The organism is Mycobacterium sp. (genome assembly GCF_032162105.1).
Taxonomy (GTDB): Bacteria; Actinomycetota; Actinomycetes; order Mycobacteriales; family Mycobacteriaceae; genus Mycobacterium.
Genome location: NZ_JAVRPS010000050.1, coordinates 1 through 23,810, shown reverse-complemented (window position 1 = coordinate 23,810; position 23,810 = coordinate 1). Strand labels below are relative to the sequence as shown.

The window sequence follows — 23,810 nt, the reverse complement described above, 5'->3', positions numbered from 1 at the left end:
ATCAACTTCCCAACTCGATCGGGGCCCCAACAAGGGAGCCGTATTCGGTCCAACTGCCGTCGTAGTTCTTCACGTTTTCGTGGCCGAGGAGCTCCTGAAGCACGAACCAGGTGTGCGACGAACGCTCACCGATCCGGCAGTAGGCGATGGTCTCCTTGGAGCCGTCCAGGCCGGCCCCGGCGTATAGCTTGGCCAGGTCGTCGTCGGACTTGAAGGTGCCGTCCTCGTTGGCCGCCTTGCTCCACGGCACGTTGATGGCGCCGGGGATGTGTCCCGGACGCTGGCTCTGCTCCTGCGGCAGGTGCGCAGGCGCCAGGATCTTGCCCGAGAACTCGTCAGGGGAGCGGACGTCGACCAGGTTCTTGGCGCCGATGGCGGCGATGACCTCGTCGCGGAACGCACGGATGGTGTTGTCCGGCGCCTGCGCGGTGTACGACGTCGATGCGCGATCGGGTACATCCTTGACGAGGGGGCGCCCGTCGAGCTCCCACTTCTTGCGGCCGCCGTCGAGCAGCTTCACGTTCTGGTGGCCGTACAGCTTGAAATACCAGTAGGCGTAGGCGGCGAACCAGTTGTTGTTGCCGCCGTAGAGGATCACCGTGTCGTCGTTGCCGATCCCGCGGTCGGACAGCAGCTTGGAGAAGTGCTGGGCATCGACGAAGTCGCGAATGACGGGGTCCTGCAGGTCGGTCTTCCAATCGAGCTTGACCGCGCCGGCGATGTGACCGCCGGCGTAGGCGCTGGTGTCCTCGTCGACCTCGACGAAGACGGTGCTCGGCGCGTCGAGATTGCTCTCGGCCCAGTCAGTCGTGACCAGGACGTCGGAGCGTGCCATGGATGAAATCCTTTCGATTGCTTCGTGATTCGGCCGTTAGGCCGGGCTGGGGGTACGGCGGAAGCGGGCGACGAGCGGGTAGAGCTGGCAGCCAAGGCAGATACCGAACGCCGCATTGAGGAAGGCGGCGACCAACGCGAACGCGGTGGCCGTAAGACCCAGCGCCGTCACCCCGAACGCGAAACCGGCTGCGCCGACCACCGCGAACAGGAACCCGACGAGCTGGGCGAACTTCAGCGGCGGCACGGGCTCCCGATCGGTCACGGGGCCGAGCCGCGGAGCCACGAAGGTGGCGAAGATTCGGCCGTAGGGGTGCTGACGTGGACCGCCTACCGCGCCGATGGCGAACACCACAGCCTGCAGGCCGAGGATGACGGCCGCTGCGACATTGCTGAATGCCGAGGCGATGAGCGTGGCCACGATGACGACCGTGGTCACCCACGCGGTGAAGCGCGGACCGCGGACGTCCACCTGCCGCAGTTCGGTGGTCTTGTTCGACACGAGAATGCTCCTGTTGTTGTCAAAGAGGGGTTGTGGGGCAAGCCACAGGGGCTGCTCCGAGCGCGGCGCGAAAGAACGGGCGCGGCTACTCAGCAGCTACAACAACAACAACAGCAACCCGCGACGCGGCACAGGTCGACTGCGCGGCGCTTGGTGAGCACGAGCTCGAAGCGGGTTGGCACGCCCGACAGCTTACCCAATGACACGGCCATCAAGCCAATAGTGGTTCGAGCGCAGACCGCAGGTCAGCAGGCTTGGGGACGCCGGGGGCGCGGAACCGCTGCCGGCCGTCGGCGTCGAAGATGAAGGTGGTCGGTAGCGACAGCACCGAAAGCCGACGCGCCGCCTCGGGATTGGCGTCCATGTCGATTTCGACGTGGGCCACTTCGGGCAGCTCGGTGCACACCTGGTTGACCACCCGCCGCACCCCGGCGCACGGGCCGCACCACACCGCGCTGAAGTGCACCACGGTCGGTCCTGTGCCCGACAATCCCAGGTCGGTGGTGTCGACGTCGGCGGCGTCCTCGGCGGTCTGGCGCAGCATTCCGGAGCGCAGCGTCAGCAACCGGCCGATCACATACGCCACCCCGAGCGCGGCGATGAGCACCGCGACGACGACGCCCAGTGAAGAGCTCATGACTGTCTGAACCCGTCGAGCGCCACGGTTACTCCCGCCGCGATGCCTTCGATGATGATGTCGGAGCCCCTGGCGCCTTCGCTGGTCGGCGCGATGGCAAACGGCAGCGTCATCCCCGGCATGCTGCCGCTGAACGACTTGAGCACCGCCGCCAGCTTGTCCTCCGGCACCTCCTGGTCGGCCGTCCCCGCACCGGTGAGCACGCCGGTGGCGGTGAACACCAGGGTCGTCGACTCTTCGCCGGCCACGGACAGGTCGACCGACACGCTCACCTTCTCGTCGTAGTCGGCGGCCGCCGGGGTCCCGGTGAACACCAGCCCCTTGCTGGTGGAGATCCCCGACTCGGTGGTGCCGCCGGTCGCGTCGTTGGTCTCCTTCGGTGGCGCCTCGACCAGCAGGTCTTTGATGCCCATGAATCGCCCCACGTGGGTCGAGTCGACGATGATCCGGCTCTCCAGCTTGCCGACCGAGAGCTTTGCGTCGGGTCCGATCAGCCAGGACGCGTCGGCCAGGTCGACGTCGTGCAGCGTCGCCTCGAGCGATGCCTTGCCCGCGACTGGGTGCTCGACGGCGCCCGCGCGGATCTCCACCTCCCGGTACTGATGGCCCGTTGCCTGCGTGACGAACGGGAACCCCAGGATGCTCACCCAGGGGTCGAAACCGAGCCCGTTGGCCGTGCGCACGCTGCGTGCCCAGCGGTATTCTGCGTAGATTGCCGCGCCGAAGTCGGCGCCCACGGCGGCCACTACCAGCGACGTCACCGCCGCTAGAAGACCGATCAGCACCCTGCGCACCCGCACATTCTCGCCCACCGGAACCCGTCCTCGACGCTCAGCGCGGCTAATTAGCAGGTAGCACGCTATCGTTACACCATCGATGGCCGGTAACGGCCGCGTGTCAGCCATGAATCTGGGAGATGACCCGGACACCGACGTCGGGTGATCTTCCTAGGGGTGCTGGGGGACCGGGGGTGCTGGAGGACCGTTGGACCTATTACTACTGACCGTCGACCCACATCCCGAATCGGTACTGCCTTCGTTGTCGCTCCTGGCGCACAACGTGCGGTCGGCACCGACGGAGGTGTCCTCTCTCTTGGAGGCGGGCACCGCCGACGTGGCGATCGTCGACGCTCGCACTGATCTGGCCGCTGCACGCGGTCTGTGTCGGCTGCTCGGCACCACCGGGACGTCGGTACCCGTCGTCGCCGTGGTGAACGAGGGCGGACTCGTCGCCGTCAACGTCGAGTGGGGCCTTGACGAGATTCTGTTGCCCAGCACCGGGCCCGCCGAGATCGACGCCCGGCTGCGCCTGCTGGTGGGGCGTCGCGGTGGCGTCGCCGACCAGGAGAGCCTCGGCAAGGTCAACCTCGGCGAACTCGTCATCGACGAGGGCACCTACACCGCGCGGCTGCGCGGGCGTCCGCTCGACCTCACCTACAAGGAGTTCGAGCTGCTGAAGTATCTGGCGCAGCACGCAGGCCGGGTGTTCACCCGCGCCCAACTCCTCCAGGAGGTGTGGGGCTACGACTTCTTCGGCGGCACCCGCACGGTGGACGTTCACGTGCGACGGTTGCGCGCCAAACTGGGACCGGAGTACGAGTCGCTGATCGGCACGGTGCGCAACGTCGGCTACAAGGCGGTGCGGCCCGCGCGCGGACGGCCACCCGTGCCCGGCACCGAGCTTCCCGACGACCTCGAGGACCCCGACGGGTACGACGCGGCGCCCGACGGGATACCGGAGTCGTTCAGCGACCCGTTGCGCAGTCAGTGAGCGACCCGGCGATCAGCATCGGCAGGGTCACGGCGCTGTCCAACGTCGACCAGCACCGGATCCGGGACCTGATCGACGCGGCCACTGCGTACGACGGCGTCGCACCCGTCGGCGATCAAGTGCTGCGGGAGCTACCCCACGATCGCACCCGGCACCTGGTGGCCCGTGCCCGTGACGGCATCGTCGGCTACCTCAATCTCGTTGCGGCAAGCGAGGATTCGCCCGCGATGGCCGAAGCGGTGGTGTCGCCGAACGTCCGGCGGCGCGGCATCGGGTCGGCGCTGATCGAGACCGGTCTGGCCGAGGGCGGCGACGGCGCGCGGGTCTGGGCGCACGGCAACCTCGAGCCGGCCAGGGCGACGGCTGCCGCCATGGGCCTCACCGTCGCGCGCGAGCTGCTGCAGATGCGCCGTAGCCTGACCGACCTGCCGCCGGTGACCGGCCCGCCCGACGTCCGGCTGGCCACCTACTCGGGCCCCGAAGACGACGACGAACTGCTGCGGGTGAACGACGCCGCCTTCGCGTGGCACCCCGAACAAGGGGGGTGGACCGAGACCGAGATCGCTGAGCGTCGCGGCGAGCCGTGGTTCGATGCCGACGGGCTGTTTCTGGCCTTCGAGAGCGACCGGCTGCTTGGCTTCCACTGGACGAAGCTCCACGAGGACGGCTTAGGTGAGGTCTACGTGGTGGGCGTCGACCCCGACGCGCAGGGCCGGGGCATCGGCGCCATGCTGACTCTGGTCGGGTTGCACCACCTTGCGAAGCGGGGCGCCGACACCGTCTTGCTTTACGTCGAGGCAGATAACTCAGCGGCGGTCAAGACGTATCAGCGGCTGGGATTCGACGTATTCAGCACGGACGTGGCGTACACCCGCCGTTAGCCCCTCAGCTGTGAAATCGCTGAGGCTGTTCACCGCTCGTTCACCTTTCATCCGTCAGCCGTCCATGACGGCCGCATACGTTGCCGGAGGGTCTGAAGCCGTCAATCGAAAGTGGGATAAGTGAAGCTGAATCGCTTTGGCAAGAGTGTTGGCAAGCCGCTTGGAATAGCTCTGTCCGCCACGGCCATCGCTGCCATGTCGCTGACCGCCTGCGGCAGCGACAACAACGCGGGAACGTCGTCGTCCTCAAGCGCTTCCGGCTCGTCGTCGTCGGCGGCAGCCGCTGACTGCGGTGGCAAGAACTCGGTGACCGCCGAGGGCTCGACCGCGCAGCAGAACGCCATCGCCGAGTTCAACAAGGTGTGGGGCCAGACGTGCTCCGGCAAGACACTGGCTTACAACCCGACGGGTTCGGGCGCGGGCGTTGACCAGTTCATCGCCAAGCAGGTCGACTTCGCCGGCTCTGACTCGGCGCTCAAGGACGATCAGGTGACCAAGGCAGCGGAGCGCTGCGGCGGCAACCCGGCCTGGAACCTGCCGCTGGTGTTCGGCCCGGTCGCGCTGGCCTACAGCGTCGAGGGCGTCGACAAGCTCGTCGTCAACGCCGACGTGGTGGCCAAGATCTTCCAGGGCGAGATCAAGAAGTGGAACGACCCCGCCATCGCCGCGCTGAACAGCGGCGCCACGCTGCCCGACGCCGACATCAAGCCGATCTACCGGTCGGACTCCTCGGGCACCACCGACAACTTCCAGAAGTACCTGGGCGCCGCTGCGCCTGCCGCGTGGACCAAGGGGGCAGGCAAGGAGTTCCAGGGCGGCGCGGGTGAGGGTGCCCAGAAGTCGTCGGGTGTCGTGCAGGCCATTCAGGCCACCCCGGGCGCCATCGGCTACGTCGAGAAGGGCTTCGCGCAGCAGGCTGGCCTGAAGTTGGCCCAGATCGACAGCGGTGCGGGTCCCGTCGAGCTGACCGACGAAACCACCGCGAAGGCCGTCGACACCGCCAAGTTCAAGGCCGAGGGCAACGACCTGATCCTCGACCTGGACGGGCTGTACGCAAGCAAGGAAGCCGGTTCCTACCCGCTCATGCTGGCGACCTACGAGATCGTCTGCTCGAAGGGCTATGACGCCGATACCGCCGCAGCTGTGAAGTCGTTCCTGACCGTCTCGGCGAACGAGGGCCAGGCCAACCTGTCCGCGGCGGGCTACGTTCCGCTGCCGGCCGCCTTCAAGGAGCGTCTGCTCAAGTCCGTCGATGCAATCGCCTAGTCACCTAGCGCGAGAGTGGGATATTGGTGAGGATGGGGTCCGGACCGAATGACCGATAGGGTCTCCGACGGGATTGCAGTGACGACACCAAATCCGACCGACGCGGGATCGGGTGAAGTAATCGCTTCACCCTTTCCCGCGCCGGAACCCATCTCCACCAACCCCTCCAAGGGCGCGAAGGTTCGGCTGGGAGACAAGATCTTCCGCGGGCTCTCGGAGGGTTCGGGCGTTCTGATCGTCGTTCTCATCGGGGCGATCGGGGTGTTCCTGCTGTGGCGGGCCATTCCGGCTCTGGCCCGCAACGACGAGAACTTCTTCACCTACGGCGGCAACTGGGTCACCACTGACACGTCGGCGATGAAGTTCGGCATCTTCGACCTGCTCCAGGTGACGGTGTTCGTCTCGGTGTTCGCCCTCGTCCTGGCCATGCCGGTGGCACTGGGCATCGCGATATTCCTCACGCACTACTCGCCTCGTCGGCTGTCGGGCCCGCTCGCCTACATGGTCGACCTGCTGGCCGCCGTGCCGTCGATCGTCTATGGCGTGTGGGGACTGTACGTGCTGGCACCCGTGCTCAAGCCCTTCGCCCTCTGGCTCAACGAGAACCTGGGCTGGTTCTTCCTCTTCGAGACGGGCAACGCATCGGTGGCCGGTGGTGGCACCATCTTCACGGCCGGAATCGTGCTGGCGGTGATGATCCTGCCGATCATCACCGCGGTGACCCGTGAGGTCTTCATACAGACGCCGCGCGGTCAGATCGAGGCGGCACTGGCACTGGGCGCCACCCGGTGGGAGGTCGTCAAGACCACGGTGCTGCCATTCGGCCTGTCCGGCTACATCAGCGGCTCGATGCTCGGACTGGGCAGGGCGTTGGGTGAGACCATCGCGCTGCTGATCATCCTGCGCGGCACGCAGACGGCGTTCGGCTGGTCGCTGTTCGACGGCGGCTACACGTTCGCCAGCAAGATCGCCGCTACCGCAAGCGAATTCAACGACCAGTACAAGGCGGGCGCCTACATCGCGGCGGGCCTGGTGCTGTTCATCCTCACGTTCGTGGTGAACTCGCTGGCCCGCGCCGCGGTCGCCGGAAGGGGCGCGAAGTGACCTCGACACTGGATATCCCCGTCAAGGCGCCGACCTTCCAAGGGGTCAGCAGGCGCCGCAAGTTGACCAACAACGCCGCGACGGTGCTGGTGTCGGCGACCGTGCTGGTCGCCATGGTTCCCCTGCTGTGGGTGTTGTACTCGGTGATCACCAAGGGCATCGCGGCGCTGACGGCGCCGCAGTGGTTCACCAACTCGCAGTCCGGCATGACGGCGTTCTCGCCGGGCGGTGGTGTCTATCACGCCATCGTCGGCACGCTGCTGCAGGGCGTGGTCTGTGCGGTGATCTCCATCCCGATCGGGGTGCTGGTCGCGGTGTATCTCGTCGAATACGGCGGCGGCACGCGACTTGGCAAGCTTACGACGTTCATGGTGGACATCCTCACGGGTGTGCCGTCCATCGTGGCGGCGCTGTTCATCTACGCCCTGTGGGTCGCGACGCTGGGCTTCGAGAGGTCGGGCTTCGCTGTCTCGCTTGCCTTGGTGCTGTTGATGATTCCCGTCATCGTGCGCGCCACGGAGGAGATGCTCCGGATCGTCCCGATGGACCTACGCGAGGCCAGCTACGCACTGGGCGTGCCCAAGTGGAAGACCATCTTGCGCATCGTGATCCCGACGGCGTTGTCGGGCATAGTGACCGGCATCATGCTGGCGCTCGCGCGGGTGATGGGTGAGACCGCTCCGCTTTTGATTCTCGTCGGCTACGCCGCGGCGATGAACTTCGACATGTTCGGCGGCTTCATGGGCTCGCTGCCGGGCATGATGTACGACCAGATCTCGGCGGGCGCTGGTGCCAATCCAGTGCCGACGGGTCGGCTGTGGGGCGCGGCCCTGACGCTGATCCTGTTGATCGCCATCCTCAACATCGCGGCCCGGTTCGTCGCGAAGGTCTTTTCCCCCAAGAAGGTTTAGGAGCTGCTAGTGGCCAAGCGTCTGGATCTCAAGGATGTCAACATCTACTACGGGTCGTTCCACGCCGTGGCCAACGTCGCGTTGTCGGTGCAGCCGCGCAGCGTGACGGCGTTCATCGGGCCGTCGGGATGCGGCAAGTCGACGGTTCTGCGCACGCTCAACCGCATGCACGAGGTCATCCCCGGCGCGCGCGTCGAGGGTTCGGTGCTGCTCGACGGTGAGGACATCTACGGCGCGGGCGTCGACCCTGTGGGTGTCCGCAAGACCATCGGGATGGTGTTCCAACGGCCGAATCCCTTCCCCACCATGTCCATTCGCGACAACGTGGTGGCCGGGTTGAAACTGCAGGGCGTCCGTGGCAAGAAGACCCTCGACGAGGTGGCCGAGCGGTCGCTCAAGGGCGCAAACCTGTGGAATGAGGTCAAGGACCGGCTCGAGAGGCCGGGCGGCGGGCTGTCGGGTGGGCAGCAGCAGCGGCTGTGCATCGCCAGGGCCATCGCGGTGCAGCCCGACGTGCTGCTGATGGACGAGCCGTGCTCGGCGCTGGATCCGATCTCGACACTGGCGATCGAGGATCTGATCGCCGAGCTCAAGCAGGACTTCACCATCGTGATCGTGACGCACAACATGCAGCAGGCCGCCCGGGTCAGCGATCAGACCGCGTTCTTCAACCTGGAGGCGACCGGTAAGCCTGGCCAGCTCGTCGAGATCGACGACACCGAGAAGATCTTCTCCAACCCCACTCAGACGGCCACCGAGGACTACATCTCCGGCCGCTTCGGCTAACCTGTTCACCCCGAACAGACGCAAAGGTGCCCCAAAACTGGCGTTTTGGGGCACCTTTGCGTCTCGCGCATGAAACTAGGGCGTCAACACCACCCGGGTTCCCGAGGGCTCTGCGGCCGTCCACACCTGCTCGACGTCGGCCAGCTGCCTGGCCTGGGTGCGTAGCTGCAGATCGCCCGTGGCGACCATGGCGAACAGCCGGGGCAGGGCCTCGGTGCGGGCCTTCGCCAGCACCTCCGGTGGCACGCTGCCGAGCCCGACACCGGATATGGTGATGCCCGCGCTGCGCAAGATGCCGGCGGGCAGGCTCATGGTGAGCCCGGCCATCGAGCCGATCTGGACGAACCGGGTGGCTTGGTAGCTGGCGGCCAGCTGACTGGTCCCCAGCGCCGCGAGCACCTGCTCGGCGGGCTCGCCCCAGAGATAGTCGAGCACCGCGTCGAAGGGGCGCTCGGTGTGCAGGGCGGCGACGCGGGCCCCCAGATCCTCGCTGCCGAGCGCGATGGAGTCGTCGGCGCCTGCGTCCCGCAGCCACTGCAGGCGCGCGGCGTCGCGGCCCGCTACCACGACGCGGCCCGCGCCGAACACCGACTTCGCCAACTGAACGGCCATCGAGCCGGTGACCCCGGTGGCGCCGAGCACCAGCACGTGATCGCCGGGACGTACCGCCGCCGCGTGTTCAAGCGACATCCAGGCCGAAATGCCGGGATTGGCGATGGCGGCGGCGGTCACCGAGTCGACACCATCGGGTAGTTCGATCACCGCGTGCGGATCGACCAGCGTGCGCTCGGCCATCATGCCGTAGGGCGACAGCGCCCCGGTGTAGACGCGGCGGCCGTCGTCGAGCCGGGCCACCCCGTCGACGCCCGGGATCGCGGGTAGCTGAATCTCCTTGCTGGCGTAGTGCTTTCCGGAGACCAGGCTGCGGCTGAGGTTGGTCAGCGCGGACGCCTCTACGGAGGCAACCACGGCGCCGTCGCGGCCCTGCGGTTCGGGGTGGTCCGCGTAGACCGGTGCCTGGCCCCAAGCGTTCACGACTGCGGCTTTCATCGCGCGTCCCTTCGTTTCGGCAGAAATGGTTTCTATGGAAACAATGTACCGTCGAGGGCGGGAGATGCCAAGATGGTTTCCATGAAAACCAAATCGGCGCTCATTGCGGACATCAACGAGCTGGTCGGCGCCGTGGGGGACAAGTTCGACGCCGACGAGGGCGGCGACGCCGAGCGCGACTTCATGGCCGAACGCTGTCCCGCGCGATTGGAGCACGTCGTCCGGTCGCTGCCCACGCTGTCGATGCACCTTCTGGCCGTCATCGCCGACGGGCCGGTCAGCGTCGTCGGGCTGGCCGCGCGGTCCGGTCAGTTGAAGGGCACCGTGTCCAAACACGTCCAACGGCTGGTGGATGCGGGTCTGGTGGCCCGCACGCCCATCCCCGGCAACCGCAAGGAGATCGAACTCACCCCGACCGCGGACGGTGAACTCGTCGTCGACGCCCACCGCCGGCTGCACGAGGAGATGGCGCATGGACTGCACGAATTCCTTCGGCGTTATAGCGGCGCCGAGTTGCAGGTGCTGGCCAGGGTGCTGCGGGATCTGATGGCGGCGAGAAAGGTCGGGGTGCGCATCGAGGTGGGGGAATAGTGCCGCGGCCGAAGCCGTCGTATCCGTCATGGCTCACCAGTCCAGGGCAGTGCAGTTCGATCAGTACGGCGACATCGACGTCCTCGAGGTCCGTGAGGTACCGCGTCCGCAACCGGGACCCGGTGAGGTTCTGGTCCGGGTGAAGGCGGCTGGCATCAACCCCGGTGAGGCGATGATCCGCAAGGGCGCGCTGCACGACCGCTGGCCGGCGACCTTCCCGTCCGGGCAGGGCAGCGACCTCGCGGGGGTAGTCGCCGACGTCGGCGCCGACGTGCAGGGGTTCGCCGTGGGTGACGAGGTGCTGGGATTCAGCGAGGCCAGGGCCAGTCAGGCCGAGTACGTCGTGGTGCCCGCCGGGCAGCTGACGACCAAGCCCGCCGGGGTGTCGTGGGACGTCGCTGGCGCATTGTTCGTCGCGGGCACCACCGCGTATGCGGCCGTGGACGCAGTGCGGTTGACGCCGGGGGACGTCGTGGCCGTCGCAGGCGCGGCGGGCGGGGTAGGCACGATCGCCGTGCAACTGGCCATCCGGGCCGGCGCCAAGGTGCTGGGCATCGCCGGGCCGTCGAACGACGAGTGGCTCACCGAGCACGGCGTCGTCCCGGTGAACTATGGCGACGGACTGGCCGATCGGCTTCGCGGCCTCGGGCGAATCGACGCCTTTCTGGACTTCTTCGGCGGCGGCTACGTGGAACTGGCCGTCACCGACCTCGGCGTCGCCCCCGACCGGGTGGACACCATCATCGACTTCGCCGCGATAGACCGATTCGGCGTCAAGTTCGCGGGCAACGCCGACGCGGGCAACGCACAGGTACTCGCCGAACTCGCCGAGCTCGTTGCCGCAGGGCAATTGGAGGTGCCGATCGCCGGGACGTTCGCCCTCGACGACGTGCGGCGTGCCTTCCAGGCGCTGGAGGAGCGCCACACCCGAGGCAAGCTGGTGCTTCTACCCTGATCGGGCCAGACCGTCAGCGGGGGGTGGGGATCTCCTCTTCGGCGGGGAACTGGCCGGTGACCTGGAAGATGATCCGCCGGGCGACCTCAACGGCGTGGTCGGCGAACCGCTCGTAGAAGCGGCTCAGCAGCGTCACGTCGACCGCGGCGGTGACTCCGTGCCTCCACTCCCGGTCCATCAGCACGTTGAACAGGTGGCGGTGCAGGTCGTCCATCGCGTCGTCTTCTTCGCGGATCCGGGCGGCCTTCTCCGGATCGCGGGTGACCAGCACCTCCTGCGCGCTGTTGCCCAATTCCACGGCGACCCGGCCCATTTCGGCGAAGTAGCCGTTGACCTCCTCGGGCAGGGCGTGCTGCGGGTGACGGCGCCGGGCGATCTTGGCGACGTGCAGCGCCAGCGCGCCCATCCGGTCGACGTCGGCCACGATCTGAATCGAGCTCACGATGGCACGCAGATCGCCCGCCACGGGTGCCTGCAACGCCAGCAGCACGAACGCGGCCTCTTCGGCGCGCGTGCTCATGCTGGCGATGTGCTCGTGGTCGGTGATGACCTGCTCGGCGAGCGCCAGGTCGGCCTGCAGCAGGGCCTGGGTGGCGCGCTCCATCGCGACGCCTGCCAGGCCGCACATCTCGCCGAGCTGGTCCGACAGGGACGCCAGTTGCTCGTGGTAAGCGGTACGCATACGCCAAGCCTACGGTCTGGCACTCCGATAGGTCACGCCGACGAGGGTGAACGAAAGGTGAATGCCACCTGCCACGATGACGATTCCGGCGTCACTCGCAGGTGGTATCCGCGGCGTTGGTGACTGTCAAGTCCTCGGGCAGATGGGTGGGTTCGCTGCTGGTGCCCTTGAGCACGTGGACCTGTATCGGCGAACCACTCGGCGACGGCGGGGCGACCGAGTAGAAGTCGGACCCCAGCACCACCCGGATCGTGTTACCCATGCCCGACACCCGTTCGATGGTCGGGTTGGAGAACGACGACGCGACCGTCGCCGCGGCCTGCTCGTTGCCTGCGGAGAAGAACACCGTCGTCGAGTTCAGCGGTCCCGGGTAGTCGTCCGGCTCGGTGACGTTGAAACCGTGCTGTTGCAGCTCGCTGGCCGCGGTCGCCGCCAGGCCGCCTTCGCCCGTCGAGTTCGACACGCGCACGGTGATCCCGCCGGGACTGGTGGTGACGGCGTCGACCAGCTCGCCGCCGGGGTCGGTGGGCGCGGGCGCGCTGGTGGTTGGGGCTTTCGGCACCGGCGTGTTGTCGGCGTTCTTCTCCTCGGGCAGCGGGTCGTCGTTGATGATCGCGTCGAACAGCGCGCGCATGTCATCCACGCGCGGCGGCTCGTTGCCCTCGGAGTCGGTCACGCCGGTCGGCACGGTGACGAAGGTGATGCGGCCGGCGTTCACGCCCTGGATCGACTGACCGAGGTCGACGAGGTCCTTGGTCTGGATGTTGTCGACGTAGCTGTCGTCGATGAACATGTTGACGACGTTGTTCAGCTTGCTGAGGCTGAAGAACACGTCCTGGGAGATCAGCGAGCGCAGCAGCGAGGACAGGAACAGTTGCTGGCGTTTGATGCGCCCGTAGTCGCCGTTGGTCTCGGTGGTGACCTGGCGTGCGCGCACGTACTGCAGGGCGGTGTGGCCGTCGATCATCTGGCGACCGGAGTTGGCCAGCACGGTGCCCAGCTCGTAGTCCTCCAGCGGCGTGGTGCTGCACACCTCGACACCGCCGAGCGCGTCGACCATCTTGGCGAAGCCGGCGAAGTCGACCGCCATGAACCGGTTGATGGACAGGCCGGACAACTTCTGGATCACCTTGACCAGGCACTTGGGCCCGCCGAAGGAATAGGCGGAGTTGAGCTTGGTCTCGGTGTAGACCTGGTCGGGGCCGTAGCTCTCCGTCTCTTGGTCGTAGAGCGGGCCATACGCGCCCGTCTCGGCGTTCCATGGCTCGCACTTGATCGGCGTGATGGCCAGATCGCGTGGAAAGGACACGGCCACAACGCGTTTGCGGTTGGCTGGGATGTTCACCAGCATGACGGTGTCGGAGCGCGCGCCCGCCGCGTCCTGGGTGCCGCCTGCGCCCATGTCGCTGTTCTGGCCGATGCGGCTGTCGACGCCGACGATCAGGAAGTTCTCGTCGCCGTACTGCGCGTTGGGGTCGAGGATGTCGCGCGAGTTGGGGTCGAGGGCGGCGACCTTGTTCAGGCTCCGGTTCTTGGTTGACTGCCACTGCCACGCGGCGCCGGTCATCGCCAGCGCGAGTACGGCGATCAGGGCGGCGGCCACCCGCCCGACGACCATCGCCGTGTGCCTGCCGCGATGCGGTGTGGGCTTGGTGCGCGCCCGCGGATCACCGACGCGCTTCGCAGGGCGCCGCGCGCCCGAAAGGACCGGCAGTTCGGAGTCGTAGAGGGCGACCGGCGGGAAGACCTCGGTGACGGGTTCGTTGTCTCGGCCGACCGCCACGGGCGGTTCCGAGTATGCGGGCAGCGGAGGCTCGGGCTCGGCGCGATGGCGCGTCGGCTCTTCCTCCGACCGGGTTCCCGACACCTTGGCGATCAGGTCCGCGACGGTGACCCCGTCGGAGTGATGTGCGGGAGTCGAGTCGTCGCGCCCCTGACCGTCGGGCGCCTGGCCGTCAGCTTCGTCAGGAATGTTGGAAACTCGGCTGCGTTCCCACGGCGCGGCGCCTGGCGTCGGCCGCGGAGATCGGGTAAGCCATTGATTGTCGCTGCCAGGACCGCCCGGCCCTGAGGAACCAGGACGGCCAGGAGTGGCGTTGTCGCCGTCACTCATGTCGTACCGGCCTCCGACTCCCAGGCGTGTTGTACGCCTGGCTTCCATGAACCTCAGGCGCAGATTTTTCTGCGTGCTTCCTGTTTCTTTAGCAGCACGTCGTCGGCTCCGCTACCGGAGCCGTCGCGATAAGATCCTCATCGTACTGAGACAACCTAAGAGCGGGCTAGTCGGACGATGTGTCGGTGACGTCTCGGAGTTCTCTCGGCGTGTCTCGATACCGACACGAATCAGCCTCCAGAATGCATGACGTCGGCACCCTCGGGCACCGTGCAGTCATCCGGATCGCTCAGCCAGCCTTCCGGAAGCGTCACCGACCCGGGTGAGCCCTGTCGCCCCCGCGGGCCCTCCGCTGCTGGTGGGAACGGCACGTCCGGGTCGAGTCGAGCCAGCAGCTCCTCGAGCTCGGCAAGGGTCTTGACCAGCGCCAACGCGCGTCGCAGGTCGGCTCCCGCAGGAAATCCGTGCAAGTACCACGCGACGTGCTTGCGGATGTCACGCATCCCCTTGTCCTCACCGAAGTGTTCGGCCAGGAGTTCGCCGTGCCTGCGGATGATCGACGAGACCTCGCCGAGCGTCGGCGGCGTGGCGGCCTCGCGGCCGGAGAATGCGGCGGACAGTTCGGCGAACAGCCACGGCCGGCCAAGGCAACCGCGCCCGATGACGACTCCGTCACACCCCGTCGACGCCATCATGGCCAGTGCGTCGTCGGCATCGAAGATGTCGCCGTTGCCCAGCACGGGTATACCCGTGACGTGCTGCTTGAGCATGGCGATCTGTTCCCAGTCCGCCGTCCCCGAGTAGCGCTGGGCGGCGGTGCGGGCATGCAGCGCGACGGCGGCCGCCCCCTCCTCGGCGGCGATCCGCCCCGCGTCGAGGTGCGTGTGGTGGGCATCGTCGATGCCGATCCGGAACTTCACCGTGACCGGGATAGTGGTGCCCTCGGTCGCGCGCACGGCCGCGGCGACGATCTGGCCGAACAGTCTGCGCTTGAACGGCAGCGCCGCCCCGCCGCCGCGGCGGGTGACCTTGGGCACGGGACATCCGAAGTTCATGTCGATGTGGTCGGCCATGCCCTCGTCGGCGATCATCTTGGCCGCCTTGTAGGTGGTCTCCGGATCGACTGTGTAGAGCTGCAGCGAACGCGGGGATTCGTCGGGCGCGAACGTGGTCATGTGCAGGGTGACCGGATGGCGCTCGACGAGCGCGCGGGCCGTGACCATCTCGCAGACGTACAGTCCGCTGACGGTGCCCGCCCGCGCCAGTTCGAGTTCGCGGCACAGGGTGCGGAACGCCACGTTGGTGACACCGGCCATCGGGGCCAGCACGACCGGACTGCGCAACGCGATCGGCCCGATCTGCAGAGCAGATGACGCCGCGGGCTGAGCTGGGGTTAGGACGCTGCCGATGATGTCACCAGGAGGTTCTTCATGGCCCTCTTCTCGGCCACCTTGCGCTCCCGCTCCAGGCGACGCTCCTTGGCGATCTCGAACTTCTGGCAGGTGTCCTCGAGCTCCTCGACCAGCTTGGCGAGGTCGTCGCGCATCTCCGCGGCTTCACCGGTGAAGTCCTCGCGCTCGAAGATGCGCCACTTCTTCAGCACGGGCATCACCACGTCGTCGAGGTGGATGCGCGGGTCGTACACGCCACCGACGGCGATGACGACGGCCTTGCGACGGAACTCGGGCACGGTGTATCCGGGCATCTTGAAGTTGCGCAGCACGCGGTGCAGGGACATCATCGCCTGGTTGGGGGCCATGTCCAGGCCTGCCGCGCTGACGTCGCGGTAGAAGATCATGTGCAGGTTCTCGTCCGCTGAGACCCGCTGAAGCAGCTGATCGGCGATGGTCTCGTTGCAGGCCTTGCCGGTGTTGCGGTGCGACACCCGGGTGGCGAGCTCCTGGAACGTCACGTAGATGACGGAGTCGAAAAGGCTCTGGGCGAACATGTCGCCCTGTTGGTTCTGGCCGGGGCTGAAGCCACGGGTGACCTGCTCGACGCGCAGTTCTTCGAGTTCCACCGGATCGATCGCACGGGTGACGACGAGGTAGTCGCGCAGCGCGATGCCATGCCGGTTCTCCTCGGCGGTCCAGCGGTTGACCCACCAACCCCATGGGCCGTCCATGCTGAAGTTCATCGCGATCTCGCGGTGGTAGGAGGGCAGGTTGTCCTCGGTCAGCAGGTTCTGCAGCATGGACACCTGTGCGACCTCGGAGAGCTGCGACTGTCCTGGATCCCAGTCCTGGCCACCGAGGGCGTAATAGTTCTTGCCGTCGGACCACGGGATGTAGTCGTGCGGATTCCAGTCCTTGCGCATGGACAGGTGCCGGTTGATGTTCTGCTCGACCACCGGCTCGAGTTCGTGCAGAAGCTGCAGGTCTGTCAACTCGGTCGACATGGAACCTCCCAGTTATCTGTACCTGTTGGTAGCACTCAATATATCTGTGTACCCCGGTGACATTCAAGTCTATGGCGACTCATATGTTACGGGTGTTGCGCAGCTACCCCTGATGTTGTTTCCCGGACTGTACGATTCCCCCGGGTGCCCGGCTCTCCGGCAAACCAATCCGCCTCGGCGTTGACGAAAGGTCGCAACCGATGTGAAGAAACTCCTTGTTCTCGGCGCAGGTGCATGTGGCGCTGCGGCGGTCGCGTTGACGATGGTCGGTGGCGGGGTGGCGAACGCCGACGATCAGATCGTCGGGCAGTACTACAAGGATGCCAAGGCCAGGATCGGCCAGATGGGCTTGACCCCTGTGGTCGCCACTACCGTTGGTGACCGCAAGGATTGGGACAACTGCATCGTCACCAGCGCCAGCAAGTCGTCCTTCCTGGACGGGTCCGGCAACAAGGCTGGAAACGAGATGCTGGTCAATCTGAACTGCTATTCCAAGTACGGCACCGCCCTGTGGCCGGGCTACTCGCTGCAGAGCCCCGAGGGCCGCAAGATGTGGGAAGCCGATATGGCGGCGAAGAAGCAGAAGGAAGCGGAAGCGGCCGCCGCTGCGCAGCAACAGGAGCAGGACCAACTCGCTGTGGTCGACGCCGGGCAGGCTGGCGAATAGACCCAGTTTTATCACCTGAGCGGTTCCATCGGACTAGTTGCGCGAACGCTGCGCACGGGGTCTGTCAGCGGTACTATCCCCGTCGGGCAAGGCTGTTTCGACTGGCAGATAGGGCTAACGTGAAGAAGCTCATGGTTATTGGTTCCGGCGCGATTGGTGCGCTGGCTTTCTCGACCGTGTTCGGCACCGGCATCGCTGCGGCGGATGACTATGCGGGGCAGAAGTACTCCGACGCATCGTCGGCGGCCAGCAATGCGGGCCAGACGGTCGTCGTCGCGGCCAGGGTGGGCGACAAAGTCTCGCAGGACGACTGCCTGGTGACGCGTTCGCAGGGCGCACCGTTCGCAGATGGTTCTGGTGTCCACGTCTCCAAAACCGTCCAGTTCTACTTGAATTGCAACGGCGGCTACGCGACCGCCGGGATGCCCGGCCCCTCGTTGGCCAGCGAGGAGGGCCGCGCGGCCAAGGCCGCCGCGGAAGAGGCCGCGGCAAAGGCCGCATCCGAGGAGCAGGCCGCGCTCGCCGCGGTCAGCACCCCCAACGCATGATTAGTGGCTTGACACCCTGCTGAGCAGCATGTCGACGCAATAGTCGATGAACTGCGCCCGGGTGGTGGGCAACCGGCCGTTCAGATAGGCCGTGAACAGTGCCGACAGTGCGCCGACCAGACCCGTGGCCACCATGGCCTGCACGGCGGGATCGGTGATGCGGGTCAGCTTGTGCTGAAGCAGGTCGATGAAGCTGGGCATCCATTCGGCGCCCGACTTCGCCAGCACCGGTTCCCGTTCGGGCGCGATCAGCAGAACCCTGCCGCGGACCGGGTCGTCCACCATCAGCGCGACGAACCGCTCGACCGCGTCGCGTGGCGTGTCGGACGAGGTCAGGGCGGCCATCGCGGTGCTGCAGACGTGGTCGTAGACGGCGCGGACGAACTCATCGCGGTCGGTGAAGCTCTCGTAGAAGTAGCGCTCGGTCAGGCTCGCCTCACGACAGACTGCGCGGACGGTCAGGGCCGGGCCGGCTTCGCCGCCCAGCAATCCGACGCCCGCGGCGACGAGTTCGTCACGCCGCAGCGTCTGACGGTCCTGCAGGGGAACCCCGGACCATCGGCCTTGTCGTTGACCGGAAGGCACATCGCTCCTAAGCTTCGAATGACAACGCTCGTAGTCAGAGTAATTCGCCTGACGACTCAGGAGACTCTCACCAGTGACACAAGATACGTCTGAGGCGCGCCCGGTCGCCAGCGATCCGGGGATCGGCTCCGGCTGCCCCGTCGCGCCTGGCGGCTACGAGGCCCCACCGCATCCGATGGGGCCGGACTCGCTGACCTGGAAGTACTTCGGTGACTGGCGCGGCATGCTGCAGGGCCCATGGGCCGGGTCGATGCAGAACATGCACCCGCAGCTCGGTGCCGCGGTCGAGGAGCATTCCATCTTCTTCCAGGAGCGTTGGCCGCGGCTGCTGCGCTCCCTGTACCCGATCGGCGGAGTGGTCTTCGACGGCGAGCGAGCACCGCAGACCGGCGCCGAGGTCCGCGACTATCACGTCGCCATCAAGGGCGTCGACGCTCAAGGCCGCCGTTACCATGCGTTGAATCCCGAGGTCTTCTACTGGGCGCACTCCACCTTCTTCGTCGGCACCCTGATCGTCGCGGAGCGGCTCGCCGGCGGTATCACCGAGGCCGAGAAGCGCCAGCTGTTCGACGAGCACATCCAGTGGTACTCGATGTACGGCATGAGCATGCGGCCGGTGCCCGAGACCTGGGAGGAATTCCAGGTGTATTGGGATCACATGTGCCGCAACGTGTTGGAGCACAACAAGGCCGCGCGTGACGTGCTTGATCTCAGCGAGCTGCCCAAGCCGCCGTTCGCGGCGAAGATGCCCGACTGGATGTGGGCACTGCAGCGCAAGTACGTGGTGCACCCGTTGTTCGTCTGGTTCACAGTCGGCCTGTACGACCCGGCAGTACGTGAGTTGATGGGCTACACCTGGTCCGACCGCGACGAGCGTCGGCACCGACTGCTCGGGAAGGTCATCGGCAAGGTGTTCACCCTGGTGCCGCCGCGGCACCGGATGCATCCGCGGGCGCGTAGCGGTTGGGATCGCGCCACCGGCCGGCTCCCGGCCGACGCGCCGCTGGTGCACACGCCGGCGCGCAATCTGCCGCCGGTCGGGCACCGCGACAATGGCATGCACTACTGCCCGAAGGTCTGAGTCATCTGGTGGCGGTGTGGCCAGCCCAGGTCGTACCGTCGAAATATCGCCACTGCCAACGGTTCTGGGGGTCCGGTTCTACGACCGCGCCGAAGTGGTGAAGCTTGTGCGTGGACGGGGTGTCAAGCACATCACCGAACTCGGCAGTGACGGCAGCGCGCCCCATCGCCACAGCAAACCCCCAGTACAACCACAGCGGGTGGCGTACGCCGATGTAGATGCTGACGATGACGGCGACCAACCCGCCGAGGCAAGCTTTGCGGCCGGACTGCCTTCGACGGCCTGAGCCGCGACAATGGCGCAAACCAACACGATAGCGATGCCGGCAACGGCGTCGGCCCGCGAGCCCATTCAAGTGTCCCGGCATCCATCCTCACGCTGTTCGCTGAATGCAACAAATGGGCCCGCGGTGGCGATGTGCCTGTCGCGGTGAGGCCAGGTATTTGCTGGTGGCTCGGCGGCGACTCCGCTTATGTCGGTGCCCGAATATGCATCAAGGGCCGCACTTTTCGTCACCACCGCAGGCGGCACACCTGTGAGTGATGCCGATCACGACAATTCTTCTCATAGGAACGTGCGGTATCTGACTAGAGGCCGGCAACGAATCAGCGGACAGCTGCTCGGTAAGGGATCAGCGCAAGATCCGAATAACGGCTGACCAGCTGCACTCGAAGATCACTGCGCCTCGCTGCCGAACACCGAGTTGCTGGACAGCGTCGTTTCGGCGCCGGAGGAGAAGCCAGCCGCCGACGTTGACTCGTCGTCCTGCCAGGCGGCTGCGCTAGCCTTGTCGACGATGACGCACCGCTACTTGAGCAAAGCGGGCACTGAACCACGCACGGGCGATGTCGACCAAGGTCGTCGGGTGCGAATGCGGGTGATCAGAACAGGTGCGTTGGTGTGCGTGGTCGCGGCGATCGCGCTCTCCGCGATGGGGCGCGAGCACAACGCGACCGCTTCTGCTCCACCCCCCGCGCCCGCAGCCGCGTCCGGCGTGCCGTTGAAGGGGGATTTCAGCGGGTCCGGTCCGGGAACGTTGTTGTCGGCCAGCACGATGCCGACGCTCGATCGACGGCTCTGGGAGGTGACGTCGCTTGCTGCCCGGATAACCTATGCGTCCACCAACGCGTTCGACGGCACGACGCAAGTCTCCGGAACGGTTTTCGTCCCGCAGGGAAAGCCTCCCAGTGGAGGTTGGCCCATTGTGGCGTATGGCCACTCCACCACCGGCATTCAGTCCGACTGCGCACCGTCCCTGGATTCGACGTTGCTCAATTTCTCGACGCCGATCGCGGGTCTGGTGCAGGCCGGCTACGTGGTCGTGATGTCCGACTATCAAGGGCTTGGGCTCGACCAGTGGCGCCATCCGTACCTGGACTCGACGACGCTCGGCTACAACATCATCGATTCGGTGAAGGCCACTCGCAGACTCGTTCCCGACGCCTCGAGTCGATGGCTGGCATTCGGCACGTCCGAAGGGGCGCAGGCGGCATGGGCGGCCAACGAGTTGGCGCCGGACCATGCCGGCGGGCTAACGCTGGTTGGCACGGTAAGCCTGTCACCTCCTGCCGATATCAACGGGTTCGCTGACGCGGCGGCGGCAGGCACGCTGACCCCTGACCAGATGCCGGTGCTGCAGTGGATCCTTGCCTCACTCAAGGACCAGTACCCCGACCTCAACCTCGACGACTACCGACGAGGGATCGTCGCCGACAAGTGGGACGTGTTGTCGGCGTGCCGCGGCCCGGCGGCCGGAGAACGCGCGAAGATTGCGGGTCAAATAACCGCGGATGATCTGCGACCCAGTAGTCCTGCCGCGGTGGAAACCCTCCGAGGTTACTTGGAGAAGAGCACCTTGCCGCAAGGGCCGACTGCGGCCCCAATGCTTGTGATGTACGGGGGGAATGATGCATTGATTCCGCCGGCGTGGACGAATCAGGCGCTCGACAAGGCCTGCCGGATGGGCGACGTCATCCAAATTCAGCTCGAACCTGACAAGGGGGCCGCCGACATCGACGCGTCGGCGGCGGATGAGTGGATCAACGCACGCTTCAACGGCGACCCGGCACAGGATGACTGCCCAGCCGTTGTCGCCGACCACCCACAGTGATGTGTCTCCCGCGTGGCCGTCAGGGAGCTTTGCCCGCGTGTGGACACGGGCGGTCACGTATCTGAGCCATCGGTACTCTTTGCTTCATGCCTGACGACCGGCTCGAGGTGTCGCCGTGCCTAGCGGGGTGACCCTGGCTGTGCAGCCGATCTCGTTGCTTCACGGTTGGGTACCGATCACGTTTCAGGTGATCGCCGCGGCGACCTTGGTGCTCGCGATCGGATGGCGTACGGGCCGGTGGCGCCTGCTCTGGGTACCGGCGTTCCTGGTGTTCGGAGCCGCAGTTGCGGCGATCATGCATTGGTATCTGGATTTCAGTGGCGTTGCTGATCGCGGCATGCCGCCGATGTTGTGGATTTGGATTGCGCTGAGCGGGTTGGCCGTTGGAGTGCTGGTTTTCGGGTGGCGCGGAGTTCGATGGTGGCAGCGTGGCGTTTCCGTGCTGGCCGTGGTGTTGTGCGTGTTGTGCGCGGGGTCGGCCGTCAATGTGTGGACGGGGTACCTCCCGACGGTGCAGAGCGCCTGGGGTCAGCTCACCGGCGGTCGGCTGCCAGGCCAGACCGACGAGGCGTCCGTTGACGCGATGCGCCAGCGTGGCGTCAAGCCGACGGAGGGCACCATCGTGACGGTGACGATCCCAGACGATGCGTCGGGTTTCACGCACCGAGATGAGTACGTATATTTGCCGCCGGCGTGGTACGCCACCAATCCTCCACCGAAATTGCCGGCAGTGATGATGATCGGCGGCGAGTTCGGCACCCCCGCAGACTGGCTGCGCAGCGGCAATGCGCAAACAACGATCAACGATTTCGCATCCAAGCACGCGGGTGTTGCCCCAGTGCTGGTGTTCGTCGACACGGCAGGCTCCTTCATAACGGACACCGAGTGCGTGAATGGCGTTCGCGGCAACGTCGCCGATCACCTAACCAATGACGTCGTGCCTTATGTGATCTCACACTTCGGGGTGAGCCCGGACCCCGCCAACTGGGGCGTTGCGGGCTGGTCGATGGGTGGCACGTGCGCGGTGGCGCTAACTGTCAAGCATCCGGAACTGTTCGGCGCATTCGTCGACATCGACGGCGACGTGTTCCCGAATGCCGGCCAGAAGGCGCAGACCATCTTCCGGCTCTACGGCGGCGACGAGCAGGCCTGGGCAGAGTTCGATCCGACCGCCGTGATGACCGCGCATGGTCCCTACACCGGAGTGGCTGGGTGGTTCGGTGTGTCGGATCCCAACGTCGCAACCGTGCACCACGACGGAACGGTGGGTGTTGGCCCGCCCACCGAGGCCGAGCCCGAGGCCCCGGACGGCATTTCGGAGGGGGCCAACTATTTGTGCGCGCTAGCCAGCATCGACGGCATCGAGTGTTCGGTGGTGGCCGAGCCGACCAAGCACGACTGGCCATCCGGGGCGCAGCAGTTCGCCGCCGCCCTGCCGTGGCTCGCCGGAAGGATCGGCACGCCAGGCGTTCCGCAGATACCGCTTCCCAGTTCCGGCGCGGCCCCAACGCAACAGGCCGTCGGTCACTAGCGCGATCGGCGCGGGGGGACTGCGCGGTGAACGGTGAATGCGTTGAGTGTGGTGCCCCCACCAGGGCTCGAACCTGGGACCTGCGGATTAAAAGTCCGTAGCTCTACCAACTGAGCTATAGGGGCGCGGTCAATCAGGATACTGGCCGCCGTGTTCGGAGTCGGGAGGGGAGCAACCCGGCGTGTAAGCAGCCCTCGTTTGAGGATTGGGACCCCGGTAACCTAAGCTATCCAAGCTCCCAACGTCATGGCGTTGCGAGTACCCCGGAGAGATTCGGCTTGGCCCCCTTCGTCTAGCGGCCTAGGACGCCGCCCTTTCAAGGCGGTAGCGCGGGTTCGAATCCCGTAGGGGGTACACGCGGCACGATGGCGATGGTGTCGCACAGCAAGGCCCTGTGGCGCAGTTGGTTAGCGCGCCGCCCTGTCACGGCGGAGGTCGCGGGTTCGAGTCCCGTCAGGGTCGCCAGCACGGCGAGGCACGGTGTGCCTACCGGCCAGGTAGCTCAGTTGGTACGAGCGTCCGCCTGAAAAGCGGAAGGTCGCCGGTTCGATCCCGGCCCTGGCCACGTCAGAGGCTATTTTCGCCTTGATATTGACCGTCACTCGACGTTTATTCGGCGCTTATACCGGCGGCCCGGTCCAGAACATCGGCCACCTCGCCATGCACCTGTCCTCGGCTCATGTAGACATCCTGAGTCATCGACGGACGCGCGTGGCCGAGCTGGTCGGCCCCGATCCGCGCCGACAACCCGCTGTCGTCGATGAGCGTGGCCACAGTCTTGCGGAAGCTGTGCGAAGACACGTCGGGC

Annotated in this window: 25 protein-coding genes, 4 tRNA genes and 1 pseudogene; 16 read left to right on the top strand and 14 right to left on the bottom strand. The window is 66.3% G+C overall.

All coding sequences use genetic code 11. From position 1 onward, the window contains the following. Nucleotide 1: 1 nt before the first annotated feature. From QOC69_RS02485 to lmeA, 5 genes are all read right to left on the bottom strand, one after another. Entirely contained in the window at nucleotides 2-835 is an 834-nt protein-coding gene (locus QOC69_RS02485; RefSeq protein ID WP_526436004.1) for a sulfurtransferase, read from the bottom strand. Between the two features lie 36 nt (nucleotides 836-871). Further along, nucleotides 872-1,342 carry a DUF4395 family protein gene (locus QOC69_RS02480; RefSeq protein WP_526436034.1) on the bottom strand — a complete coding sequence of 157 codons (471 nt, stop codon included), beginning with the start codon at nucleotides 1,340-1,342 and terminating at the stop codon, nucleotides 872-874. Nucleotides 1,343-1,425: 83 nt separating this feature from the next. Next, on the bottom strand, nucleotides 1,426-1,548 hold the full coding sequence (locus QOC69_RS02475) for an Ms5788A family Cys-rich leader peptide (protein ID WP_526436002.1): 123 nt from the start codon (nucleotides 1,546-1,548) through the stop codon (nucleotides 1,426-1,428). After that, on the bottom strand, nucleotides 1,548-1,973 hold the full coding sequence (locus QOC69_RS02470) for a thioredoxin family protein (protein ID WP_526436000.1): 426 nt from the start codon (nucleotides 1,971-1,973) through the stop codon (nucleotides 1,548-1,550). The genes QOC69_RS02475 and QOC69_RS02470 overlap by 1 nt, the downstream gene beginning before the upstream one ends. Further along, on the bottom strand, nucleotides 1,970-2,785 hold the full coding sequence (gene lmeA, locus QOC69_RS02465; RefSeq protein ID WP_526435998.1) for a mannan chain length control protein LmeA: 816 nt from the start codon (nucleotides 2,783-2,785) through the stop codon (nucleotides 1,970-1,972). Before lmeA ends, QOC69_RS02470 begins: the two co-directional genes overlap by 4 nt. A 172-nt stretch (nucleotides 2,786-2,957) precedes the next feature. Between lmeA and QOC69_RS02460 the strand changes: the two genes are divergently transcribed. From QOC69_RS02460 to pstB, 6 genes are all read left to right on the top strand, one after another. Continuing rightward, nucleotides 2,958-3,743 (top strand): winged helix-turn-helix transcriptional regulator, encoded by a 786-nt coding sequence (locus QOC69_RS02460; protein ID WP_526435996.1) that lies wholly within the window; start codon nucleotides 2,958-2,960, stop codon nucleotides 3,741-3,743. Nucleotides 3,744-3,754: 11 nt separating this feature from the next. Continuing rightward, nucleotides 3,755-4,624, top strand: a complete 870-nt coding sequence (mshD, locus tag QOC69_RS02455) for a mycothiol synthase (RefSeq protein ID WP_526436032.1) — start codon at nucleotides 3,755-3,757, stop codon at nucleotides 4,622-4,624. 120 nt (nucleotides 4,625-4,744) lie between these two features. Then, nucleotides 4,745-5,890, top strand: coding sequence for a phosphate ABC transporter substrate-binding protein PstS (gene pstS / locus QOC69_RS02450; RefSeq protein WP_526435994.1), 1,146 nt, complete (start codon nucleotides 4,745-4,747; stop codon nucleotides 5,888-5,890). A 48-nt stretch (nucleotides 5,891-5,938) separates the two neighbouring features. Then, nucleotides 5,939-6,994, top strand: coding sequence for a phosphate ABC transporter permease subunit PstC (pstC, locus tag QOC69_RS02445; RefSeq protein ID WP_526435992.1), 1,056 nt, complete (start codon nucleotides 5,939-5,941; stop codon nucleotides 6,992-6,994). Further along, entirely contained in the window at nucleotides 6,991-7,905 is a 915-nt protein-coding gene (gene pstA / locus QOC69_RS02440) for a phosphate ABC transporter permease PstA (RefSeq protein WP_526435990.1), read from the top strand. The genes pstC and pstA overlap by 4 nt, the downstream gene beginning before the upstream one ends. 9 nt (nucleotides 7,906-7,914) lie before the next feature. Continuing rightward, complete coding sequence (pstB, locus tag QOC69_RS02435) at nucleotides 7,915-8,691, top strand: phosphate ABC transporter ATP-binding protein PstB (RefSeq protein ID WP_526435988.1); 777 nt, start codon at nucleotides 7,915-7,917, stop codon at nucleotides 8,689-8,691. Between the two features lie 75 nt (nucleotides 8,692-8,766). On the opposite strand, the gene QOC69_RS02430 is transcribed toward pstB, so the two are convergent. Continuing rightward, complete coding sequence (locus QOC69_RS02430) at nucleotides 8,767-9,741, bottom strand: quinone oxidoreductase family protein (protein WP_526435986.1); 975 nt, start codon at nucleotides 9,739-9,741, stop codon at nucleotides 8,767-8,769. An 81-nt stretch (nucleotides 9,742-9,822) separates the two neighbouring features. Between QOC69_RS02430 and QOC69_RS02425 the strand changes: the two genes are divergently transcribed. After that, nucleotides 9,823-10,332, top strand: coding sequence for a MarR family winged helix-turn-helix transcriptional regulator (locus QOC69_RS02425; RefSeq protein WP_526435984.1), 510 nt, complete (start codon nucleotides 9,823-9,825; stop codon nucleotides 10,330-10,332). A gap of 28 nt (nucleotides 10,333-10,360) precedes the next feature. After that, nucleotides 10,361-11,287 carry an NADP-dependent oxidoreductase gene (locus tag QOC69_RS02420; protein WP_526435982.1) on the top strand — a complete coding sequence of 309 codons (927 nt, stop codon included), beginning with the start codon at nucleotides 10,361-10,363 and terminating at the stop codon, nucleotides 11,285-11,287. Nucleotides 11,288-11,300: 13 nt separating this feature from the next. Here QOC69_RS02420 and phoU read toward each other — a convergent pair whose 3' ends face one another. The 4 genes from phoU to QOC69_RS02400 all read right to left on the bottom strand — a co-directional run bounded on the left by phoU (nucleotide 11,301) and on the right by QOC69_RS02400 (nucleotide 16,480). After that, a complete protein-coding gene (gene phoU, locus QOC69_RS02415) occupies nucleotides 11,301-11,969 on the bottom strand; it encodes a phosphate signaling complex protein PhoU (RefSeq protein ID WP_526435980.1) in 669 nt (222 codons plus the stop codon). Nucleotides 11,970-12,060: 91 nt separating this feature from the next. After that, a complete protein-coding gene (locus QOC69_RS02410; protein WP_526435978.1) occupies nucleotides 12,061-14,082 on the bottom strand; it encodes an LCP family protein in 2,022 nt (673 codons plus the stop codon). A 230-nt stretch (nucleotides 14,083-14,312) separates the two neighbouring features. Then, nucleotides 14,313-15,491: a tRNA dihydrouridine synthase DusB gene (dusB, locus tag QOC69_RS02405; RefSeq protein WP_526436030.1), complete on the bottom strand. Its 1,179-nt coding sequence runs from the start codon at nucleotides 15,489-15,491 to the stop codon at nucleotides 14,313-14,315. Beyond that, nucleotides 15,476-16,480: an acyl-ACP desaturase gene (locus tag QOC69_RS02400; protein WP_526435976.1), complete on the bottom strand. Its 1,005-nt coding sequence runs from the start codon at nucleotides 16,478-16,480 to the stop codon at nucleotides 15,476-15,478. Before QOC69_RS02400 ends, dusB begins: the two co-directional genes overlap by 16 nt. 202 nt (nucleotides 16,481-16,682) lie before the next feature. Between QOC69_RS02400 and QOC69_RS02395 the strand changes: the two genes are divergently transcribed. Together QOC69_RS02395 and QOC69_RS02390 are read left to right on the top strand one after the other, a co-directional pair. Continuing rightward, on the top strand, nucleotides 16,683-17,147 hold the full coding sequence (locus tag QOC69_RS02395) for a hypothetical protein (protein ID WP_526435974.1): 465 nt from the start codon (nucleotides 16,683-16,685) through the stop codon (nucleotides 17,145-17,147). 119 nt (nucleotides 17,148-17,266) lie between these two features. After that, nucleotides 17,267-17,695: a hypothetical protein gene (locus QOC69_RS02390; protein ID WP_526435972.1), complete on the top strand. Its 429-nt coding sequence runs from the start codon at nucleotides 17,267-17,269 to the stop codon at nucleotides 17,693-17,695. On the opposite strand, the gene QOC69_RS02385 is transcribed toward QOC69_RS02390, so the two are convergent. Continuing rightward, nucleotides 17,696-18,280 (bottom strand): TetR/AcrR family transcriptional regulator, encoded by a 585-nt coding sequence (locus QOC69_RS02385; RefSeq protein ID WP_526435970.1) that lies wholly within the window; start codon nucleotides 18,278-18,280, stop codon nucleotides 17,696-17,698. It lies immediately after the preceding gene. A 73-nt stretch (nucleotides 18,281-18,353) separates the two neighbouring features. Here QOC69_RS02385 and QOC69_RS02380 point away from each other — a divergent pair, with 73 nt between their 5' ends. Continuing rightward, nucleotides 18,354-19,361, top strand: coding sequence for an oxygenase MpaB family protein (locus QOC69_RS02380; RefSeq protein ID WP_526435968.1), 1,008 nt, complete (start codon nucleotides 18,354-18,356; stop codon nucleotides 19,359-19,361). A 1-nt stretch (nucleotide 19,362) separates the two neighbouring features. Here QOC69_RS02380 and QOC69_RS02375 read toward each other — a convergent pair whose 3' ends face one another. Beyond that, nucleotides 19,363-19,602 (bottom strand): hypothetical protein, encoded by a 240-nt coding sequence (locus tag QOC69_RS02375; RefSeq protein ID WP_526435966.1) that lies wholly within the window; start codon nucleotides 19,600-19,602, stop codon nucleotides 19,363-19,365. Between the two features lie 555 nt (nucleotides 19,603-20,157). Here QOC69_RS02375 and QOC69_RS02370 point away from each other — a divergent pair. Next, entirely contained in the window at nucleotides 20,158-21,471 is a 1,314-nt protein-coding gene (locus tag QOC69_RS02370; RefSeq protein ID WP_526435964.1) for a lipase family protein, read from the top strand. 115 nt (nucleotides 21,472-21,586) lie between these two features. Continuing rightward, entirely contained in the window at nucleotides 21,587-23,002 is a 1,416-nt protein-coding gene (locus QOC69_RS02365; protein WP_526435962.1) for an alpha/beta hydrolase, read from the top strand. Nucleotides 23,003-23,051: 49 nt separating this feature from the next. Here the strand turns inward: QOC69_RS02365 and QOC69_RS02360 are convergent. Then, nucleotides 23,052-23,127, bottom strand: a tRNA-Lys gene (locus QOC69_RS02360). A gap of 156 nt (nucleotides 23,128-23,283) precedes the next feature. Between QOC69_RS02360 and QOC69_RS02355 the strand changes: the two genes are divergently transcribed. From QOC69_RS02355 to QOC69_RS02345, 3 genes are all read left to right on the top strand, one after another. Next, nucleotides 23,284-23,356: transfer RNA gene (locus QOC69_RS02355), tRNA-Glu, on the top strand. A gap of 34 nt (nucleotides 23,357-23,390) precedes the next feature. After that, nucleotides 23,391-23,467: transfer RNA gene (locus QOC69_RS02350), tRNA-Asp, on the top strand. A 26-nt stretch (nucleotides 23,468-23,493) separates the two neighbouring features. Next, nucleotides 23,494-23,567: transfer RNA gene (locus QOC69_RS02345), tRNA-Phe, on the top strand. Between the two features lie 44 nt (nucleotides 23,568-23,611). Here the strand turns inward: QOC69_RS02345 and QOC69_RS02340 are convergent. Continuing rightward, a pseudogene (locus tag QOC69_RS02340) lies at nucleotides 23,612-23,810 on the bottom strand (tyrosine-type recombinase/integrase); the annotation flags it as partial.